Below are 19,966 nucleotides of genomic sequence, written 5' to 3' on the forward strand. Positions count from 1 at the left end.
CTACACGCAGCCTGCCACACGCAGTCAGTCATCTGTAGGCTCTCATGCGTAGTAAGCCACCAGCGGAAACCTTGCAGTCTCAGTCGATCTATTTGAAGTAGGGACTCTCGCGGTCTCCTCGTGAGAGGAGGAAGGCCATCAGGTCGAGGATCTCCTCTTTAGTCAGCGTGTTGATGGAACCTTTGGGCATCATCGATGTTTTTGAAGGAACCATTTCTTCGATCTGTTTTCGATCGACAATGACTAGAGCGTCTGGGGTGAGCATGTTCGTGTTAATGCGAAAGGCGTCGCCTGACAGATTCACGATTCGGCCGTGGATCACCTTTCCATCAACCGTCAGGATTTGAACAGCTGCGTATTGGTCGCTGATGACTTTGTTCGGATCAATGATCGATTCGAGAATATACTTTCGATCAAATCGTCCAGCGAGCCCGGTCAAATCTGGACCGAGTGCTCCTCCTTCACCTGCGAATCGATGGCAGGAAAAGCAGTTCGCTGCTCCGAACATTTTACGACCATGGTCAAAGTTTCGACCAGTTAAATCGTTTTCAACAGAGGAAAGAAGATCGTCAAGCGTCCAGTCTTGTACATGCGGACGTGGAGCTGCGGTAAATGGATTGACTTGACCTTCCGGTTTCTTGTCGAGAATCGGCTTCAAGCGGGCGATCTCTTCTTCCGACAAGTGCGTGAGTGCCTCTTCTTTGATGTTGCTTACGAACAGGCCGAAGCTTGCTCCTCCTCTGTACCCAGATGCTCTCACAAACCAGTTGAAGTACGTATCACGAAGTTCCGGAGTCCAGCCAGCCTGTAGATGGCGAAGCGACTTCGCATAATTGATTTGTTCTTCTTGAGACGGAGCATTTTCAAGTAGAGCGACCCCTTTCCTGGCGGCTGCCGGGTCTTGCAGATAGATTAAAATATCCAGCAGCAGGGAATTGAATTCTTGCCCGTCTGACGGCAAGGCTGGTGACAGTTCTTCAACAAGAGCGTCTCGCAATTCGAGCTCAGGAGGTCCAAAACGAAGTAGCAGCAGTTGGACCACTCGAAGTGCGTGAAGTTTTTGCTGAGCCGTTAAGCTATCGGCATCAATTCGTCCCAACGCTTCAAACGCCTGAATTTGAGTCGCTGAGGCTTCTTTGTCAGTGATGGGGGCTGGATCATTCCAGTTTGGTACAGGTGTATCGAAAGCTTCGACAGGATTTTTTGTGGCTCGTTCATGTGTACGGGCCAATGCGAGGAGAGCTTCAAGAAGCGCAACATTGTTGGTTTCATTGAGTGCTTTCTCTTTCCACTCGCTCACTGGACGATGTTCAATCGCGGTCCGAGCTGCGTAGCGAATCACTCGGTCCTCATGAGAGAGGTACGGCCACGCTTTTTCTACGGCATCGGGATGATCTCCGACATGCAGATCTTCCAGCTTCTTTCGAATTGCCCGCAACTCTTTGCCAGCGCTGTTTGTTGCATCGACAGGAGCTGTCGATTCTTCGCCGGTATAGGTCACCTTGTAGAGACCGGACTGCACTCGCCGTCCGCCAATCGCAAAGTACATTGCTCCATCGACAGGATTGATAACGAGGTCCGTCAGCGGAAGTGGAGTTCCGGTAATAAATTCTTCGATGCCGGCGGTGTAAGTTGAGCCATCAGGGGTGATGTGTACGGCGTACATTTTCCCGTAGCTCCAGTCACAGATGAACAACGCCTTCTGATACTTCGCAGGAAATTTTGCTCCGTAACCGAACGTCACTCCGGTGGGCGAACCCGGTCCGATGTTCACAACTGGTGGAAGCGTATCCGCGAAGTGTTCTGGAAACTTTCCGCCACCGTTTCGCCAGCCGTAATCAACACCGCTGAGCACATGACAAATACGAGTGGGACGATACCAGGGGGTGTTCAAGTCCCATTCCATGTCAGCATCGTACGTGAAGAGTTCGCCATCGGCATTCAATGCGGCATCGTATTCATTTCGGAAGCCTGCGGTCACAAGCTCCCACTCTTTCCCTTCAGGGTCAATCCGACTGATGTAACCACCCGGGGCAGGGGTCCCTTTCATGAACCCTTTGCCATATGCACGAGGGAGCATATTGTCTTCATCCCAGATCTCAGGAACGCGTGAGGAAGCAAATTCGGTCAAAGCTGTCTTATTTCCGACAACAATATACAGCCCCTTCTTATCGGGAGTCAGCAGGACTGCGTGAGGACCATGTTCACCGCTGCCCCCTTCCCATTGGCGAAGTGTTTCCAGCGAGTCGAGTTGATCGTCGTTGTTTGTGTCTTTCACACGGTAAACGCCACTCTCATATTTTTTCCCTTTGTTGACCACGACATAAAGACTGTCGAATGCCCACAACAAGCCTTGAGCCTCTCCAATGTCGACGTTGATCGGCTCGATCACCAACTCGGTGGCCTTATTGATTCCAGGCGGTGTCACACGAAACAGTCCGCCGTACTGATCACAAACAATCAAGCGACCTTTAGGATCAGTACACATACTGACCCACGAGCCTTCCTCATCTTTCGGGACAGAATACAAGAGCTCGGTTTTGAAACCTTTGGCCACAATCAGCTGGTCCTCGGGAGTCGCTTCCGGCTCTCTCAATGGCGCGGCTGCGAGCAGGGTTTCAAGTGTGATATTCCATGGTGCTCCTCCGATCTGGCCAACCACATCGGCGTTCTTCCAGTGCTTTGGAGTTTTGAAACCTAAATTTCGCCAACCTTTCGCGGGTTTTGTCGCCGTCTGCCAGGATTCGTCAGTGACAATCGACCAGGCATCCCGCTTCTTCGATTCAAAATTGAGAGACGCAACAAGTCCAGCGGAGGAGGCTCCATTCTTTCCTTCGACAGTCAGAACGTGCTTTCCACCCGGAGTTTTCTTTTCAATCAGCTTGGTGACATCAGCAAAAACCGGCCTGTTCCAGGCTCCCCCTTCGGCAACTTTGGTCCCGTCCAGAAAAATCGTCATCTGGTCATCGCAGGTCGCATAGAGACGAGCGGCAGCCACAGATCCTTTTACTTCGAACTCTTTGCGGAAGAAAACCTGCTTGGCCGGTTGCTCTCCTTTGTTTTGCCAGATCCATTTCGGCTTGGCATTCTCACTTCCTGTTTTCGACTCCTTCGGAGTCGGTTTTGCACTCACTTTTGTTGCGTTTTTCCCCAACTTTTTCAGGCGAATGTTGCGGAACTGAGCTTTCATCTTGGGGCCACGGTGGACCTGAAAGGCGATGATTCCTTCCATTTCCCGCTCTGCTTCGTGATCGTCAATGATTTCAACGGTTGTCACCCCATCGATTTTGTGGATGAGGCGATTTCCTTCACAACGAATTGTCAATTCATGCCATTTGGTAATGTCGATGGGGGTGACAGGAACATCGAGCTTCGTCGCGTTTTTCTTGCCGTTGTTATCGACGACGACTTTCTGCCCACGCTGAGCAACGATGCCCCGGCCTTGTTCGTCGTACAGCATTCCTGTGTACTCTGGCTTGCCATGAATGTCTGCCTGGTATCCGCCCACTGACCATTTGCCGACATTTGGCAGTTCCTTCGATCGATATTGGACGCCAGAGTTGTTGTTTCCTTCAACACGAAAGTCGAGTTTCAGCTCGAAGTCGCCTACTTTCCCACCTTTCCAGATCAAAAACTGATTGTACTTGAGGTGATCCGGACCATTGGTTTTTCCGGTAATGAGACCATCTTCGACCGACCACAATTCGGGGTTCCCGTCCCAACCGGACAGGTCTTTCCCGTTGAAAAGTGACTCGTATCCATCCTCTGCAAAGGAGGGAATTGCCAGCCCCAACACCAAAAATAAAGACACAAACAGTTTCATTATCAACAGCTCCGAGAAATATGATGTTTCGACTGACTCCGCAAACTCGCTGAGAGAGACTCACTCAACGCTTAAACGTGCATTGATCCTAGCAAATCCAGATTTCAACACCAGCAACGCGCCCACGATCGAGCATCTTTCGAACCGGTGTACGCGTTCTTCCACGTGGCGAATAGCAATTCGAGAAATTCTCAAGCCCTTTGCATCGCATCAAACTCTGGCGATTTGACTACAATTTCGAAAAGGACAATTTTTTCGCGAACATTGGGCTGCTGAGCAGTCTCTTGAAAAAGTAGCCCAGGAATCCGAAAACCCGTCTTGCAAAATTCTCTCAACCAACTATCTTTCGTCCAAGCTTACCCGGTAGTGTAACGGTAGCACCACAGTTTTTGGTACTGTTAGTCCAAGTTCAAATCTTGGCCGGGTAACTTTTCATAAACCGTTATTGAGACGAAACTTACGTCTACCGCTTTTTTCGGCGTGCAATAACTCTTGCGACTTTTGACCCTTTTGTGAGGGGTCAAGTCACCTCTCTGCAAGGGAATTGATGCCATGAGACAGCCAAAAAAGTGTCACCACAAAGCATCTGACCGGGCTTACGTGAAGATAAATGGTCAAAGAATCTACCTCGGCAAGTGGAATTCTCAGGAAGCTGACGACGCTTACGACCGCCAAATCTTGAAGTGGCGAAAAGCCAAAGACTCATCGCAAGAGCTCACGACCACCGTAGGTGAACTCTGTCTGGCGTTCATGGAACATGCTGAAGAGTTCTATCGTGACGATGCCGGAAATCAGACTGGAGAAGCGAATAACTACCGCTACGCTCTTCGACCACTGATCAAGTTGTTCAGAAACGTGAAGTGTTACCAGTTTGGGCCATCGAAACTCATTGAAGTTCGCGATGAGTTGGCAGCTGTCCATGTCCGTCAGCAGGTCAACAACAATCTGGCTCGCATTAAAAGGGTGTTCAAATGGGGAGTCAGTCAAGAATTGATTCCTGTTTCAGTGTTTGCTGCACTTCAGACGGTTGAAGGCCTGAAACGGTCACGGTCCAAGGCGAAAGAATCTCAACCTGTCTTGCCGGTCCCGATTGACGATTTCAATAAAACACTTCCATACCTGACAGAACCATTGTCACGGATGGTTCAATTCCAGATTCTCACAGGCGCCAGACCATCAGAAGCCAGACTCTTGAAAGTTGGCGACATCAACACTGAGGGTGAAGTCTGGCTCTACAAGCCGAACTCGCACAAAAATAAATGGCGAGGAAAGGCACGCATTATTTGCATTGGTCCAAAAGCTCAGGCGGTCATCATGCCATTCGTGGAAGACGCTGTCAGCGGGGCTCAATATGTCTTCACGCCGAGTGATAGCTCGAATCAGCCGTATTCTCTTCATGGAATGATCAGCAGCATCAGCAAGGCATGCAGGAAAGCCAAGGTTGAATCATGGTCTCCAGGACGATTGCGACACAACGCAGCGACTTCAATTAATCAGGCCTTTGGGGATCTGGACGCCAGCCGGGTTGTCCTTGGTCATGCAGAGAAGACGACGACGGAAATCTATGCAGAGCGAGATATTCAGAAGGCAATCGAAATTGCCAAACAAATAGGATAGGCTGAACTGACACCGGGGCCGGTTTGGGATTGATCCCCCAGATCGACTCAGCATCTTTAACCCTTGCGGCTGAGCTGCCCCGGTGTCTTTTTACTTGCAAGGGAAGCGAGGGGTACGATGTCTCACGAATATGAGTCAACAGATAATTATTCAGTTCGCGAACAAATTGGATATCGACTACTAGGAATTGCTCACCAACTTAACGAACCGGAAGTTTTCTATAACGCTTACGAGATGTTTCCAGGCATGGAACCATTCGACACATTCGGCATGACGCCGAATGAGGTTTTCTATTGGGCGCTCAATGACTTCAATGAAACTTTAGATAGCATATCAAGAGACTGTCTGTCATTGGAGAGCGAACCTACTATCCGAAGCGTGCATTCATTAATTGAAATTGCCCGCTTCCAACTTGATGAACCTTTTGTTCTGTACACCGGGACAGCCGACAATCACTACTGCGAAGCATATTTGAAAGTGCTGTTTCAACTGAAAGATGATTTGCGTGCAGATCTCCAAAAGATTGGTGGGAAATTAATTGCCGATGAAAAACTTCGTCGTCACAATTCGCAGCGATTCACCAAGCAAAATGATTCTGACTGCAACAACTACCTTGGCTTAAAACTCGACGAAGCTGATCGTTCGGTTGTGCGAAATGGAAAGCGGTTACGATTTAAGACCGATGGTCAATGGGACATCTTCCGGATCGCATTCAAAGCTGGCGAGAGAGGAACTACAAGAGAGGCGTGGCTTGAGCAATACTCAGGCGAAAAAGGAATGGGAAGTCGAGCACCTGATGCCGCAAAGAATCGACTGAAGGATAAATTGAAAAATATCGGAATCACACTCGATAATGGTTCTACACTCAAGCTCATTGAATGGGATGGGATATCTTGAAAGCTAATATTTGTTACAGAATGTAACGCTGTAACGTTACCACTCTCTGCGAAACTCCAATCATGACAACGGCGAACACGCCTTTTCAACGATTGGAGTTTTTTTATGTCTACTGCCGAAAATCTACTTGATGGTCAGCTCGCACACGTTGCAACAGTCGCGTTGAACCGGACGGGCAAGAAGCCATCTCCAGCAACGGTATGGCGCTGGTGCAAGAGGGGCTTGCGAGGCGGCACGATTAAGCTGCAAGCGATCTATCACAGCGGGTACTGGCAGACGACGCCGGAAGCGTTTAATGCATTCCTGAAAGCACAAACCGAAGCGGCAAAAGCTGGCAATTCTGGAGATGCGACAGACGAGTCGCTCAAGGCAGCCGGACTTCTTCAATAAAAAAAGCCGCCAAGTGATGCGTAATTCACTGACGGCTTTTTCAGAATGGGCGACTCGCAATCACCAGAGAGTATCATGTCAGCAACTACCGAAAATATCAATAGCGAACCCTTACCGAACCTAGAACCGTTAAGAACACAGATTGCCGATTCAGGTTATGAGCTCACACTGACTGATAAGTCTATCCGCAATGTTCAGAGTTGTGGATTTCGTGGTGGGAATCTCAACTTGGCACTGGTGGCGGTCAACATGCTCATTGACGAGCATCCCACAACGTTACGTGGCTGGATGTATCGCGTCGTCTCGGCGGGCTGGTTGCCATCAACTGACAACAAGCACTATCGGCGGATCGGACGCATAGCAACACGACTGAGAGAAGAGGGTGTTGTTCCGTTCTCTTGGTTGGTCGATGGTGTTCGCTCGACTCAGAAGCCAAGTAGCTGGGCTGGTCTTGATGATTACGCCGATGTCGTTGCCGAGTCTTATCGCAAAGATTTCTGGGCAGGGATGGACGACTACATTCATGTCATTGTCGAAAAGGATGCAATGGCGGGTGTGCTATCACCGATCACGCGAGAATACGACGTCGCACTCTCTCCGATCCGTGGCTACTCAAGTCTGTCATTCGCTCACGAGATCGCTTCAACATGGAATAAAGTCGATAAGCCGATCTATTGCTACTTCCTCGGAGACTTCGACCCTTCTGGCTTCGATTTAGAACGAGACATCAAGGACAAGTTGGACCGCTATACAACGGGCTGTGAAGTTCATTGGATCAGACTCGGAGTCAATGTTGAAGACTTTGAAGAGTTCGACCTATTGCCATTGAAGACAAAGCCAGGCGACAAGAGGGCGGCAGCTTTCATTCAAGAGCATGGCAGCCAGTGCGCTGAGTTGGACGCTATTCCATCGTCAGCAATCCGTCAGCGTTTACGTGATGCGATTGAATCACACATCCCTCATGAAGAATGGGAGAAACTTAAAGAGGTCGAGCGAACCGAGAAGGAAACATTCAAAGCGACTCTCAAGAAGTTGGGAGCATAAGAACAATTTAGAAATGTCAATCAGTCAGCCTACAACACAATTAGAGACCCGCAGAAGAGCGGCAGAGATGCCAGGCGGTTGGGAGTCTACGCCATTGGGTGTTGTAGTGTTGCAATGTGGTCTGGGGATGACTCGCACTCATCAAGCACGGTCTACCGTCAATATCAAATCCCGGCTCTGTCAGCCTACAACCGGGACCAGTGACACTACGGAAACTCGTAGTCGGTAACACGTCACCACATCGTACGTCAGTCTGATTTATTCATCAGTGAAACCTTCTAAATAAGGTAAGAGTCACTGGGATATGGCAGCGGTGCGCAATGGTTGGGATATGACCACTAACGAACCTAGAACCGTTAGTGGTGATTGGCAATGGTTTCAACGTGTTGGAAGTCGCATAGCAATAAAAGTGAACAGCCTTTTAACGTCGTAATGACACACGGGCAATAGACTTAATTCATAGTGTTTGTGAAAAGTGAACAGCGAGTGAACAGCCAATGAACAGCGACGACTGGGCAGCCTACGAGGCCGAGAAGATAAGAACGCGAGGTTCATTCGTTCCATCGCCACATGAAATCAATCTCATGTGTGAAGAGATACAAAGTGAGTGGACAGCCGATGAGCGTGAACGTCGCAACTGCCACAAGACGAAGCCAATCACCATGGATGCACAGAGATACCAGCTCGGGGAATTCGTTGATTAACCCATGTCACAACCTCGATTAATCGAGGTTACAACTGGCAACGTTTCCCGACAACCTCGAATATTCGAGGCTACCGAGTGGAGGCGGGGGCCGAATGAGGGGGGGGCATAACAGGTTCTTCTCAGCGCCAGCACCGTCTGGCGTGCTACGTATCTCAGGTTTTTTTGTCGATAAGAAATTTCAAAAACAGAGACTGCCGCTTCTTGATTGAGGAAAACTAACAATGCCAAAAGTTAAAAAGTCGCGGTTTCTATGCAGTCAATGCGGCAAACCTACAAAAGTTCTAAGAACACGAAGCGCTCTACCGCAGAAAGTAATTCGCTATCGGGTGTGTGATGACGGACACCGGTTTTCGACTAAAGAAATCATGGATGATGTTCCTAATTCTCCAGCCGGTGCGATAGCCACCTCTAATTTGCGTTTTGCACTACGCGAAATGTTAGAGAACCTTGGAATTAACGAGGACTTACCTTCCACCAGTAACACCAAACAGGATAATTGAGCTATGGAAACCTCAACCACACAACATGAAACCGTTGAACAGCCACAATCGGCAGAGCAACAACTCGCTAGATGCTGGGAAGCGGCAGCGATGGAGCCGAAATATCCGGTCACAACTCGAGATGTGGTGAAACTTTTGCGTTCAGGCGGTGGCTATGATTGCTCGGCTGACTTGCTCGATTCTTGGGGCCGGTCGCGAACTGTCACTCCTGAAGTGAGCTCAAACGGTTTTCTCTGGTCGGCGGAAGATATCTTGGTTGCTGCCGCTTTATTGAATTCATCGAGGCGTTGGCTTCTGAACTCACAGCATGTTGGCAAGATGACCGGGGTTGAACTCGCAGAACTCCAGGCACGTCAAATCGGACAAACAGTTTTTGAAGAACTTGACGCTGTTGACTTCCGCACATTGCTGGGAACCATCGCCAGTGAAAGACTCGACTCAGAAACGAGATTGATTCTCTGCCGGGCGTTGCAATCGAAACTTGAAATTGCGGGGTTGATTTAGTGAAAACAATCGAACTCACAGCCGGACTTATCCTGAATGCTCGCAGTGGAAAACAGCGACGGTTCAAAATTCTGGCATACAGCGGCGGAACGTTGCGGGTCAATGGTTTTCCGCTTCCGGTTGTTGTCGATTTGCAGGGGCTTTCCGTTCCGCCATCAGTTCCGATCCTGATGGACCATCAAGCAACGGTTGAAACAACTCTCGGCTCAACTGACGACATTCAAAACGATGGCTTCAGTTTGTCACTTTCCGGGGTGGTCACTGGTCAAAGTGTCCAGGCAAAACAGGTCATTAAACAATCAGACGCCGGTCACAAATGGCAAGCGTCAATCGGGGCGGCAGTTGAAGAGGCTGTCACGATTCCACCGGGGGAAACAGTACGCGTGAACGGTCAATCGTTCACCGGTCCAGTTATTGTTGCGAAGCGTTCGCAGCTCAAAGAAACGTCGATTCTCCCGATGGGTGCCGACTCGACAACAACCGTCAATCTTGCGGCAGCTGCTCAAGCTGCTCACTCAGTTCAGGAAACCACAATGCCAAACCAAACATTCGAAGAATTCACGGAAGCACTCGGAGTTGATACCGAGACTCTCACAGCACAGGGAACCGCACTCTTGCAGGCACAATACGACGCATCGCAGGGTAATGGAGACACTTTGACCGGCACTATGCGAGCAACTGCCTCTGATTTCTTCCGATACCAGGCAGAGATCCAAGCCAAAGCGGCTGGGCATCCAGAGATTGCAGCCACAGCGATTGAAAACAATTGGAGCGTTGACCGGGTGGAACTTGAAGTTCTGAAAGCAAGCTCGGCACGGACGCGACCAACACCGTTCAATGCGTCACATCGCTCAGGTGGTGGACTCACTGAGAACGCTCTCTCAGCAAGCCTGATGATTCGCGCAGGTCATGAAGAGTTGGCGGTTCAAGCGTTTGGCGGTCAAACATGCGAGACAGCCAGAGCGGCACGAATCACAAGCCTCGTGGACTTGGCGGCGTCAGCGTTGCAACTGTCCGGCAAGGATCGCAATTCCTACTCGTCAGATGACAAGATGATTCAAGCGGCGTTCAGCACTTCCAGTCTGCCGAACATTCTCAGCACCACGATGAACCGGACTCTTGAGAATGCCTACGAGGAGACAACTTCCGACTGGCGAAAGTTCTGCAACATCGCCAGTGCTGCAAACTTCCGGACTCAAACGGGAATCCGGCCAGCTGCAATCGAGGGGCTTGATCCACTTGGAAATGATGGTGCAATCAAGCATGGCGAGATCGGCGAGGAAGCCACGTACGAATGGTCGGTTGGCACATTTGCGAAAATGCTCGCAGTGACTCGAACCGATATAGTCAACGATGATCTGAAGTTCCTTGACGAACTCTCGCCGATGCTCGGGGCGGCAGCCGGGCGAAGTCTCAAAGATTTGATTTGGTCAACAATTCTTGGGGCTCAAGCTGCTGGCTATTTCTCATCCGGAAATTCAAATCTCGGTGAAGCCGGATCGGCACTTGATGTCGATTCACTCGGGGCTGCGATTCAGGCCATGAAAAGCCAGCGGGATTCACAGGGATTCGACATCGACATTCAACCGCAAGCGTTGGTTGTCGGTCCATCGTTGGAATTGACAGCGAGAAACCTTCTCAAGTCGGCTGAACTTCTCGCCATCGCGACCGAATCACAGCCGAACGGCAATCCAGTTCAAGGCATTGTTCCGCATCTGGTTGTTGAACCTCGTCTCGCGAACTCAACACGATTCGAGAACACTTCAGCAACTCAGTGGATGTTGTTTGGTGGTCCACGAACGAAGCCAGTAACGGTTGGATTCCTGAACGGAATGCAATCACCTACGGTTGATATTCAAGACGCGGACTTCGACAAGCTCGGCGTTCAGATGCGAGTTTATCACGACTACGGTTGTGCGTTGGGCGATCCGAAAGCGGGTTACAAAGCGACCGGAGCCGGAGAAGGTTAAGAGCCAATATGAGACAGCATTCGGTGTTCGAATGCCTCCTGAGCGGCGTGGGGTTAGCGCTTCACGTCGCTTTTTTTCTTGCTCTCACAAGTCGTTGTTGAAAGATGGATTCATATGATTGGTGACCTAAGTTTTAAGATCGGGGCCGATACATCCGGTTTCACGAATCCTGTTGCCAATGTGAAAACAGGTCTGGAAAGCATTTCCACAGTCGCGACGAACACGGGGTTCAATCTCGATTTGATCACCAAAGGTCTCCAGGCGATTGGTTCAGCATCGGCGTCAATCGGTCGCGCTCTCTATGGGTTCACTGGTCTTGCATCGATGGCGAAAAAGGCAGCGTCAGCGGTTGGAAGCTTATCCGGTGCAATCAAGGTTCTCGGTTCACGAGTCTGGACGGCTGTGAAGTCGTTTGAATTGCTGATGTTGCCATTGAAGGGATTGTTGATCGTCGCGAAAGCAGTCGTGCCACCAGTTCTATGGTTGGCAAAGGCGATATTCAATGTTCATGTTGCCATCGTGGGACTTGTGAAGACGGTGAAGCTAGCAGTCTTCGCGTTAAAGCTCATGAGTCCACCATTGCGGCTGATCACTCTTGCGCTGGCAGCGGTCGCAGTCTCAGCAAAGATTGTGAACGTCACTGTCCGTGCTTTGAAAACATCAGTGAGTGTTCTTCTCGCTCCCCTGAAGCTCTTGATTGCACCATTCAAGATGGTGTTGAACGTTGCAAAGAGTCTGGCGAGTACTCTGAGGAAACTCCCGGGCAACATTCTCAAGACGGCAAAGGCACTTCCAAGACTTGCATCATCTGCATTGAAAACAGGGGTGCGGTCCATCGCTTTCGGGATTCGTGATATTGGACTGGCAGCGGGCCGTACAGCCATCGCGATTGGCAAAAAACTGATCAGTTCATTATGGACGCTAACCAAGGTCGGGGCGGCGGCTTTCGTCGGTCTGACTGGTTGGGGCTTGAAGCTTTACGCCGATGCTGAAACGGCTGAAGCGGGCTTCACAACAATGTTGAAATCAATGAGCCGGGCGAAATGGCTCTTATCTGAACTGACAGAATTCTCAGCATCAACTCCATTCCAGTTGCCGGGCTTACGGGATTCCGCCAAGTTGTTGCTGAATGCTGGTACAGCGGTTGGATCGATCACAGATGATTTGCGCATGCTGGGAGATGTCGCAGCCGGAACAGGTAAGCCAATCGAGGAGATCGTAAAGATTTACGCCAAGGTGAAATCAACGGGCAAAGTCACCATGGAAACGCTCAACCAACTTGCTGAACGAGGTGTTCCAATCTACTCAGCATTAGAGTCTGCAATCGGGACCAATCGCGCCGGATTGATGGACATGCTTTCTAAAGGAAAAATCGGCTTTGGTGAACTTGATGCCGCAATTCGTAGCACAGCAACCGGGACGGGCGTCTTTGCGGGTGGAATGCTTCGACAGTCCGGAACTGTCAACGGGCTGATTTCCACATGGAAAGACAACTTCGGTCTGGCGTGGCAATCGATGGCGGGGCAACTCGCCAGGGCATTCGATTTCAAAAGCTTGATCAGTCAGAGCATTAGTTTCTGGCAAACAGTTAGAACGCATATTGATAACGCAACACCATCGTTTGTGGCACTCGCTGATGTTGCAAAGGCTGCGTTCGGTGCGATTCACAGAATAGGAATGCAGTTCTTTAATTCACTGGGCGGCGGGATGACCATTTCAGGTGAGCATCTACAGAAAGGATTTGTCAGTATCGCAGCGGCGGCGGAATGGAGTTTCAACAACATCGAAACCGTTGCTCAACTCGGATTTGCTCAGGTTCAACTCTATGGGCTGAAGGCATTCGAAACTATCAAGCACTTCCTCACAGAGCAGTTGCCAGTTTATGCAAAGTGGGCAGGCGGAACGCTGGTTGATGTCTTCTATGCCGCAGCCAATAGCATCGCTCAATCGTTTAAGAATTTATTTGGGAATGTTTCGAAGTGGTCAACCAAACTGTTTGCGAAGATTGCATCCGGGGGATTGGTCAACATTGATTTTGACTACAAACCATTGCTGAACAGTCTCGATGTGACGTTGAAGAAAATGCCAAACATTTCAGGCCGGGTGATGACTGAACTTGAAAAGGAACTTCAAGAAAACGTTTCAGGTCTCACAGGTGTTGTACGAACTGGAATCGATGAAGCCATCAAGTCGAAGTTGTCGGGGCTCGGATCACTCCAGGACAAAGTGGCCGGAATGGAAATCGATCCCGATGCAAAAGCTACTCCACCTGATGAACTGGGCCAAACTTCCACGGGATCAGGAGGAGGCCGACAAGATTTAACACCGGAAGCAATCTCCAGAGGCAGCGTTGCAGCGTTTGAGAAAATCTCAGGACATCGCAACAGCAATGGTGGACTTCAGAAGGAAGCAAACAAGCGGCTCGCAGAAGTCAGCAAAGCAGCGAAAGATTCAAACGGACTTCTCAGAGACATCAAAGGTTTGCTCAATGAAAATCCAGCTGGTGACGGCGGTTTCGCGGCTGGATGGGGTATGGTCTAAGGTGTTGATGATTTTGCCATGTTGGCAGCCGACATTTGCTGTCTGATGCGTTTCGATGAAAAAGCCGACTCAGAACACGTCCGGAAAAACACCATTGACAACCACAATGAAAACATGGCATGATGCTCTTGTCAAAAGTCTCTTCTCGAAGAGCACATAAAGAATGTCAAAACTATTAAAGAAATCGAGAGTCCCGGCATGGGGTTCGTGCGTCCATGAGTTGTAATGGCTCATGGCGGTTGCTCTTTACAACCGTGACAACGCTTCCGAGCTCCATGACGGGACTTCCTTTTTGTAGGAAGCTCCTGACGTGTCGGGACTCGCAGAACCGAAAAGGTTCTACCATGCTTGTTTCTTCCGAACGTTTCGTTTCTCAGACCAACAGCCACCCAATCGAGGAGCCGAAGCATCCAGTCCCCAAACAGGCCGGGGATTCATGCGTCATGATTATTCCGGTTCAGCCGGGATTCAAGCCAGGCGGTTGCACAACAACTCCATGCGAGAAGTCAATCAAGATGCCTCGTCACATCGCCAATGAAATGGCAGTGAAGATGAATCGTGACTTTCTCAAGAATCGTCCGCATTGTCCGAAGTGGTGCGTTGTTGTCTACTCGCCAAGCGGGTTTCATGTAGCTTCCGTGCAAGTCCCGCATGACTGGACGGCAGCAAATGAATACTCCATGCCACCGGTTCACATTTCGAACCTCATCAACTCAGATGCACGCCGGGTGGTCTGCGATCTCAATAAGTCGATGATGGAACCTGATTGCGAAATCAAGCAATGGGCCGTTCACGTGAAGCCACTTCAAACCATCGAGGACGAGAAAAGGCCGATGGAAAGACTTGAGGTTCAAAACCTGCGACCATGCGAGTATGAATTCGCTTTGCCGAACTCCGAAAGTGAAGCGATCACATTTCGCGTGAACAGTGACGGAATCGGACCAAACGAAGGGACTCGCGAGGACTGCAAACGGTATCTTGAGCAGTTCCTAAACTCACTTGGACACTAACAATCACTTCACCACTTCACAGCGCCAACGGTTGCATCGTGCGACCGTTGGCGTTTTTTATGCGCAGATTTAGACTAACAGTTGATCGGGTGGTAAAGTTAGTCTGACCCTTTTTGACCCTTTTCGGCTGATTTGGGGTGTGAATCACTGAAAAGCGTTGCAAGGTTGCGAATCACCTTTCACTGCATTAAAATTGCCATCAGCAAGGTTTATTACACGCATTTAGCGAATGCGAAAATCTCTCGATAAACGTTTTTGGTACTGTTAGTCCAAGTTCAAATCTTGGCCGGGTAACTTTTTCTCTTCAACAACTTGCCTCTTCGCGGGTTGGCTCTTTCTGGCTTGATTTTTTCTGGGGTGCTTCTGAATCCCCCACAATTCCTGGCTTGAATTACCTGCGCACTCGCCCAAGCTGAGTGCGAATCATTCTCTGAATCGTTTTTGTCGAGAGATGCCACTCTCATTTGGCTCTTCAATGAGTGTGAACACGGGACGAACCAGCTCACCTCGAAAAGTTGAATAGCGGAAGTGCCTGCTTAAGAACTGATCCTGAAACTTGAGCATGCACTCTCGAACCCTGAGAATATTGAGCGTCCCACAAGTTTCCGGACTGATTCTAAGAATGAACGCAGCCTATTTTTCCTCATCGGTTCCTTTGGGAAGTACGAGCTGGTTTGGGTCGCTCGGGGCTTGATCGCTGAGGCTGGTGATGAATTCAGGGGAGGCATCGTGGCGAGATTCGGCGATTTCGGCGAGGTGGCTTTTGTCGAACTTGCGGTCGCTGCGAACAAACCACCAGATCATCAGGCCGAATAAAACGCCGATAGTCACCATAAAGATGAAGACATACAGGTTGAGGTTTTCAGTTGTGGCATCGGTGGCAGGTGGAAGCGGTTTCACGATGAGCGTTTTTGCAATGAGCATTGGAGCGATATGCAATCCTTGCTCCGTAGCGTAACCATAGTTCTTGAAGAAATAACCCGCAGTCCGAATTTGACGGTCTACTCCTTCACCGACTTCAATCCCGTCAGGCTTCTCTGCAAAAAAAACAACCCACGGATTTTTTCCGGAATCCGAACTGAAGAACCACCCCTGCCAGAGATCGTCTTCGGTTGAGTCCGGATCGCCGAATGGATATGGCTGCAATCTCCAGAGTGTTCCCTCGACTTCTATTAACCGGCCTCGGTATTTTTCCGAATCGGTGAAGACAACACGAAAGCCAATTTCGGAATCTGCTGCATCCAGTAGCTCATCCTGGCTCAACGCACGAACACGTTTCAAGACGCGGTCCATTGCATCCTGTTCGCTTCGCAGCAAACCGACTCGCTTATCTTGTACGTTCTCCAAAAGTTCAGGCGGGATCTGCTTGACGTTGAATCCAATTTCATCCAGTTGGATTGTCGGTTCATCTGCGACGGCGACAAATGTGTCGGGAGGAAGCGTTCCCCGATCCTCGTCTAAAACCTGGAAGTCGAGTTCATCGAGCGATAACTCTTTGAGTTCGACCTCAACCGGGTCTTCACCCAAGGAGAAAAACCAGTGCCAGTTTTCAGGTTTCCGTGTGAACTCAATGGAAACCACAATCAACATCAGCATCCCGAATAGACCGAGCATGCGGTACTGGTCTCGGCGGTTCAGATAGGGGGGCGGAGTGGTGTCTTTTTGAAATCGCACGGCTGGCTGGCTGTTTGGAACAAGGAAAGAGGACGGAAATTCAGGATTTAGGATCAGGCAGAGTTTGCACGATTACCCTTCAATCTTTTGGCTATGGCCCTGTCTTTTCGGTTTGGTCAGCGAAAATATTTTGAGGCTCACACACGCCACTCAATTCGTCTGTCGTTATTCTCTCGAAAATTTCGAGACATTGAAAGCATTCATTCAAAATAGTTTCCTTATTTAGTCGCTGGCCTCTATTGTGGCGAGAAAAAAATTGCCTGCTTATGATGCAGCAGCTTTACAAAGACATAGACAATCGAACCTATGAGGGAATACGGATGGCTGAGTTTCTGCAATTGGTCGGAGCGATTGTTCTGGCCATCATCTTCGCGCTGGTCGTCCTTGTCGCTGGAGGATACTTTTGGCTCCGCTGGAAGTTGTCGAGCCTTTCGGATTCCCTCTCCGAAAAATTTTCGGATGCAATCGCGGGGATCGCTGGCGGACTACATGCGGGGGGTGTTCCACCATTGCGAATTCAATTGTTGCGAGTTGAAGGGCATGAGTGGTCAAATGCACAACAAATCGAGGAGTGGACCAGCAACTTGCAAGAGCAGGGATTTCAGGTCATCGGCGACTTCGACGTGATCCCAGCGATGATGGAACTTCGAGCACTTTTGCACGAAGAGACCGACACCTATGCCGTCTTCTACGAACATCCGATGGTCGGTAACTGGTTTGATATTGTCTCGTTGACTGATGATGGCAGCGCGTCGTTTACGATTTCGACTGACCAGAAAAACCAGATGGATCGCCGAGATGATCACCCCTTGACTCGTATCACGCCACTGACAACTCCGGCAAAAGCCTATCAGAAATTTCTTAAAGAACGCCCTCAGCGAACGTGGTCTCGAGCGTCAAAGGGTGACTTCGTCCCGCGATTTGAAAAAGCCTATGCTGAAGAGATGGATTGGCGTGTCAATCGAGGAGGACCGACTGAGGAAGAAATCCGAAGGATTGCCCAGCAGGACGGGACAGACGTCACTCCTCAGATGGTCTCATCGATTCAGGAAGCGTGGGCCAATCAGGCTGCATACCTGTACGATGAAGAAATGGAGAAGAACTACCTGGAAAGTTGCGGACTCTCAGCTGTGCAATGGGAAGCGATTTGTGATCGCTTAGTCTTCGTTCATGAACTGACAAATGCATCACAGATTCTGGAACATCTCTACAACTTCGACATCGTAGAATTCAGTCCTGTCATGGCGAACAGCGACTACGATGAGCAACTCGCATCGATCAAAGAGATCTGCGCACATCAACAAGGTGACGCTGCATTTCAGCGAGTCCTTGAAAAATGGCAAATCACAGGACAGTTCGAAAAGCATGGCCAGATCGACACGCCGATCCCTGCAACTGTTTATCTGGGACCGGCGCAGGAATGATAGATTCCAAAAGCAACGTCGCGTTATTTGGCGTTTCGTTGCTGTAAAATCTGGCGGCGACGTTGGCTGAGTCGGGTGAAGAGTTGGGCAAACCTGTGTGAAGGTTCTTCTTCGACCGTGTCGGCAGCTTCAGGATTGGCTTCCTCAGCTGGTTCGGCGACGTCGACCGTTTCCGTGGTGCGTTCCTGAGGTTCGTTTTCTAGCTGGGGTTCTGGTTGAACGACATCGTGCACCTGCCAGTCATCAAGATCGCGATCCTTCTGTCGGGAGTGAAAGCGTTCTTTTGACTCGTCAACGGCAGATCCAATCTCTCGTCGCAAACTTTCAACGGTCTCGAGAAGCTCCCTTTCATCGACCACTTCAGCAACTTCTTCAGACTTCTCCTCCCACTCAGGAAGGTCTCGCCCAGGCCTTTCCTTTTCAGAGGTCGGTTGCTGATTGTGTTCAACAGCTCGGTCTAGCTCAGCGAACTTATCAACAACAGTCTCTTCCTGCATTTCCATTGGCTTTTCGATGGGAAGAGTGAGGAAATGCGCATCGGATTCATCGACTGACTCTTCGCGAAGTCCCTGCTCGTCGTCGTCAGTATTGGCAGGGGCGAACGGTTTCAATTCTGCACCCACTTCGATCACGGAATACTCAATTTCGTTCTCATCAGAGGGATCAAAGTGTTTCGTCTGCTCGAGATCATCTTCATCGGCGAAATCAGAAATCTGTTCGCACCGCGTTTCATCGGTCTCTTTCAGGAAGTCTGGGATCTCGAACTCTTCCGTTTCAAATTCATTCGGCTCCGTGGAGGCTTCTGCAACGGTTTCCTCTGAATCCAGAATCAATGAGGAAGCAGCCAGGCCGTCATCAGGAAGATCATTCCAATGCAGTGGCAGTTCTTTGAGGTCATCAAGGGCTGCAACGACGGAGTTTCTGGAAATCGGTTTTTCCTCTTCGGCAAACGCCAGCAAGAAGCTGTGATCGGCCAATTGGCACAAGCAGCGAGGGTTCCCGTCGCTGGCGCGGCAAATCGCTTCAAGAGCCGAATCCGTGATGATGGACTCGATTTCTTCCGCCCCAGCCCATTCAAGTTTCTTGACGAGAAGTTCCGCTGACTGTTCGAATGAAAGAGGCTCCAGACAGATCTGGCAACCGATCCGCTGATTGACCGCCGAGAGCGCCGGGTCGGTCAGTTTCTCTTCGAGCTCAAATTGCCCACTCAAAACCAAACGGATCAATGCTTCTCCGTCTGGAGCATAATCTGTAAGACCGCGAAGTTCCTCAAAGAGTCGGTTATTCAACAGGTGAGCTTCGTCAACAAGAATCAACAACAGTCGCCCATCGGCAGCGATGGCACGCGATGCTTCGAGAATCTTCAGCCGCGCTTCCTGCTCCGTCAGCCCTTCGTATTCGACACCGAATTCGTACAGAATCGCTTGCAACAGCGCACGCCGCGTGCTGAACGCGGATGTACTCAGATAGATGGACTGAAATTGAGATTCGGCATCTTCCGCGAGTCGCTTGCAGAGCAGGGTTTTGCCTAATCCCGCAGCGGAAGTCATTACGGCAATTCCACGTGCTTGCGTGATACACGTCAGCAGTGCATCGAGCGCCTCTCGAGCTGGTTCGAACCCGACAAATGAATCGGGATTCGGAACAGCAGAGAAAGGACGTTTCGAAAGACCAAAAAATCCTTCGTACACAGAGACACCTCTTCCGTTGAGATATGAGCCGACGTTACTAATCGCCAACCAGAATATGTTGGCGGACCCTGTAGAGAGAGATCGAACCGGAGGGACCGTTCCGTTCAGGAAATCAGGGACTCCTGGAACAACCGGTGTAATCGATTTCACGGAGTGTCACTCGTTCCGATTATAT

At 50.0% G+C, this 19,966-nt stretch carries 12 protein-coding genes and 1 tRNA gene; 10 read left to right on the top strand and 3 right to left on the bottom strand.

Annotation, left to right across the window (positions count from 1 at the left end):
* Window positions 1-88 precede the first annotated feature (88 nt).
* Window positions 89-3,823 (bottom strand): family 16 glycoside hydrolase, encoded by a 3,735-nt coding sequence (locus tag Mal48_RS15550; RefSeq protein ID WP_231739618.1) that lies wholly within the window; start codon window positions 3,821-3,823, stop codon window positions 89-91.
* A 357-nt stretch (window positions 3,824-4,180) separates the two neighbouring features.
* Between Mal48_RS15550 and Mal48_RS15555 the strand changes: the two genes are divergently transcribed.
* The 9 genes from Mal48_RS15555 to Mal48_RS15600 all read left to right on the top strand — a co-directional run bounded on the left by Mal48_RS15555 (window position 4,181) and on the right by Mal48_RS15600 (window position 15,002).
* Window positions 4,181-4,251, top strand: a tRNA-Gln gene (locus Mal48_RS15555).
* A 124-nt stretch (window positions 4,252-4,375) separates the two neighbouring features.
* Window positions 4,376-5,440: a tyrosine-type recombinase/integrase gene (locus Mal48_RS15560; protein WP_145201442.1), complete on the top strand. Its 1,065-nt coding sequence runs from the start codon at window positions 4,376-4,378 to the stop codon at window positions 5,438-5,440.
* Between the two features lie 117 nt (window positions 5,441-5,557).
* On the top strand, window positions 5,558-6,337 hold the full coding sequence (locus Mal48_RS15565) for a hypothetical protein (protein WP_145201445.1): 780 nt from the start codon (window positions 5,558-5,560) through the stop codon (window positions 6,335-6,337).
* A 105-nt stretch (window positions 6,338-6,442) separates the two neighbouring features.
* A complete protein-coding gene (locus Mal48_RS15570; protein ID WP_145201448.1) occupies window positions 6,443-6,727 on the top strand; it encodes a DUF1580 domain-containing protein in 285 nt (94 codons plus the stop codon).
* A gap of 75 nt (window positions 6,728-6,802) precedes the next feature.
* Window positions 6,803-7,771, top strand: coding sequence for a toprim domain-containing protein (locus Mal48_RS15575; protein ID WP_145201451.1), 969 nt, complete (start codon window positions 6,803-6,805; stop codon window positions 7,769-7,771).
* Window positions 7,772-8,980: 1,209 nt separating this feature from the next.
* Window positions 8,981-9,481 carry a hypothetical protein gene (locus tag Mal48_RS15585; RefSeq protein ID WP_145201457.1) on the top strand — a complete coding sequence of 167 codons (501 nt, stop codon included), beginning with the start codon at window positions 8,981-8,983 and terminating at the stop codon, window positions 9,479-9,481.
* Complete coding sequence (locus tag Mal48_RS15590) at window positions 9,481-11,451, top strand: phage major capsid protein (protein WP_145201460.1); 1,971 nt, start codon at window positions 9,481-9,483, stop codon at window positions 11,449-11,451. Before Mal48_RS15585 ends, Mal48_RS15590 begins: the two co-directional genes overlap by 1 nt.
* A 114-nt stretch (window positions 11,452-11,565) precedes the next feature.
* Entirely contained in the window at window positions 11,566-13,992 is a 2,427-nt protein-coding gene (locus Mal48_RS15595) for a tape measure protein (protein WP_145201463.1), read from the top strand.
* Between the two features lie 344 nt (window positions 13,993-14,336).
* The gene (locus Mal48_RS15600) at window positions 14,337-15,002 is read left to right on the top strand and encodes a hypothetical protein (protein WP_145201466.1); all 666 of its coding nucleotides are present in this window, start codon (window positions 14,337-14,339) and stop codon (window positions 15,000-15,002) included.
* Window positions 15,003-15,635: 633 nt separating this feature from the next.
* Here Mal48_RS15600 and Mal48_RS15605 read toward each other — a convergent pair.
* Window positions 15,636-16,676: a hypothetical protein gene (locus Mal48_RS15605; RefSeq protein ID WP_145201469.1), complete on the bottom strand. Its 1,041-nt coding sequence runs from the start codon at window positions 16,674-16,676 to the stop codon at window positions 15,636-15,638.
* A 320-nt stretch (window positions 16,677-16,996) separates the two neighbouring features.
* Here Mal48_RS15605 and Mal48_RS15610 point away from each other — a divergent pair, with 320 nt between their 5' ends.
* Window positions 16,997-18,100 (top strand): hypothetical protein, encoded by a 1,104-nt coding sequence (locus Mal48_RS15610; protein ID WP_145201472.1) that lies wholly within the window; start codon window positions 16,997-16,999, stop codon window positions 18,098-18,100.
* 23 nt (window positions 18,101-18,123) lie between these two features.
* Here the strand turns inward: Mal48_RS15610 and Mal48_RS15615 are convergent, their stop codons facing one another.
* Window positions 18,124-19,941: an ExeA family protein gene (locus Mal48_RS15615; protein WP_145201474.1), complete on the bottom strand. Its 1,818-nt coding sequence runs from the start codon at window positions 19,939-19,941 to the stop codon at window positions 18,124-18,126.
* Window positions 19,942-19,966: the final 25 nt, after the last annotated feature.

It is taken from the genome of Thalassoglobus polymorphus (assembly GCF_007744255.1).
Classification (GTDB): Bacteria; Planctomycetota; Planctomycetia; order Planctomycetales; family Planctomycetaceae; genus Thalassoglobus; species Thalassoglobus polymorphus.

Excerpts from the sequence above, each read along its gene's own strand:
- Mal48_RS15550 (WP_231739618.1), bottom strand. The coding sequence starts at position 3,823 with ATGAAACTGTTTGTGTCTTTATTTTTGGTGTTGGGGCTGGCAATTCCC.
- Mal48_RS15560 (WP_145201442.1), top strand. The coding sequence starts at position 4,376 with ATGAGACAGCCAAAAAAGTGTCACCACAAAGCATCTGACCGGGCTTAC.
- Mal48_RS15565 (WP_145201445.1), top strand. The coding sequence starts at position 5,558 with ATGTCTCACGAATATGAGTCAACAGATAATTATTCAGTTCGCGAACAA.
- Mal48_RS15570 (WP_145201448.1), top strand. The coding sequence starts at position 6,443 with ATGTCTACTGCCGAAAATCTACTTGATGGTCAGCTCGCACACGTTGCA.
- Mal48_RS15575 (WP_145201451.1), top strand. The coding sequence starts at position 6,803 with ATGTCAGCAACTACCGAAAATATCAATAGCGAACCCTTACCGAACCTA.
- Mal48_RS15585 (WP_145201457.1), top strand. The coding sequence starts at position 8,981 with ATGGAAACCTCAACCACACAACATGAAACCGTTGAACAGCCACAATCG.
- Mal48_RS15595 (WP_145201463.1), top strand. The coding sequence starts at position 11,566 with ATGATTGGTGACCTAAGTTTTAAGATCGGGGCCGATACATCCGGTTTC.
- Mal48_RS15600 (WP_145201466.1), top strand. The coding sequence starts at position 14,337 with ATGCTTGTTTCTTCCGAACGTTTCGTTTCTCAGACCAACAGCCACCCA.
- Mal48_RS15610 (WP_145201472.1), top strand. The coding sequence starts at position 16,997 with ATGGCTGAGTTTCTGCAATTGGTCGGAGCGATTGTTCTGGCCATCATC.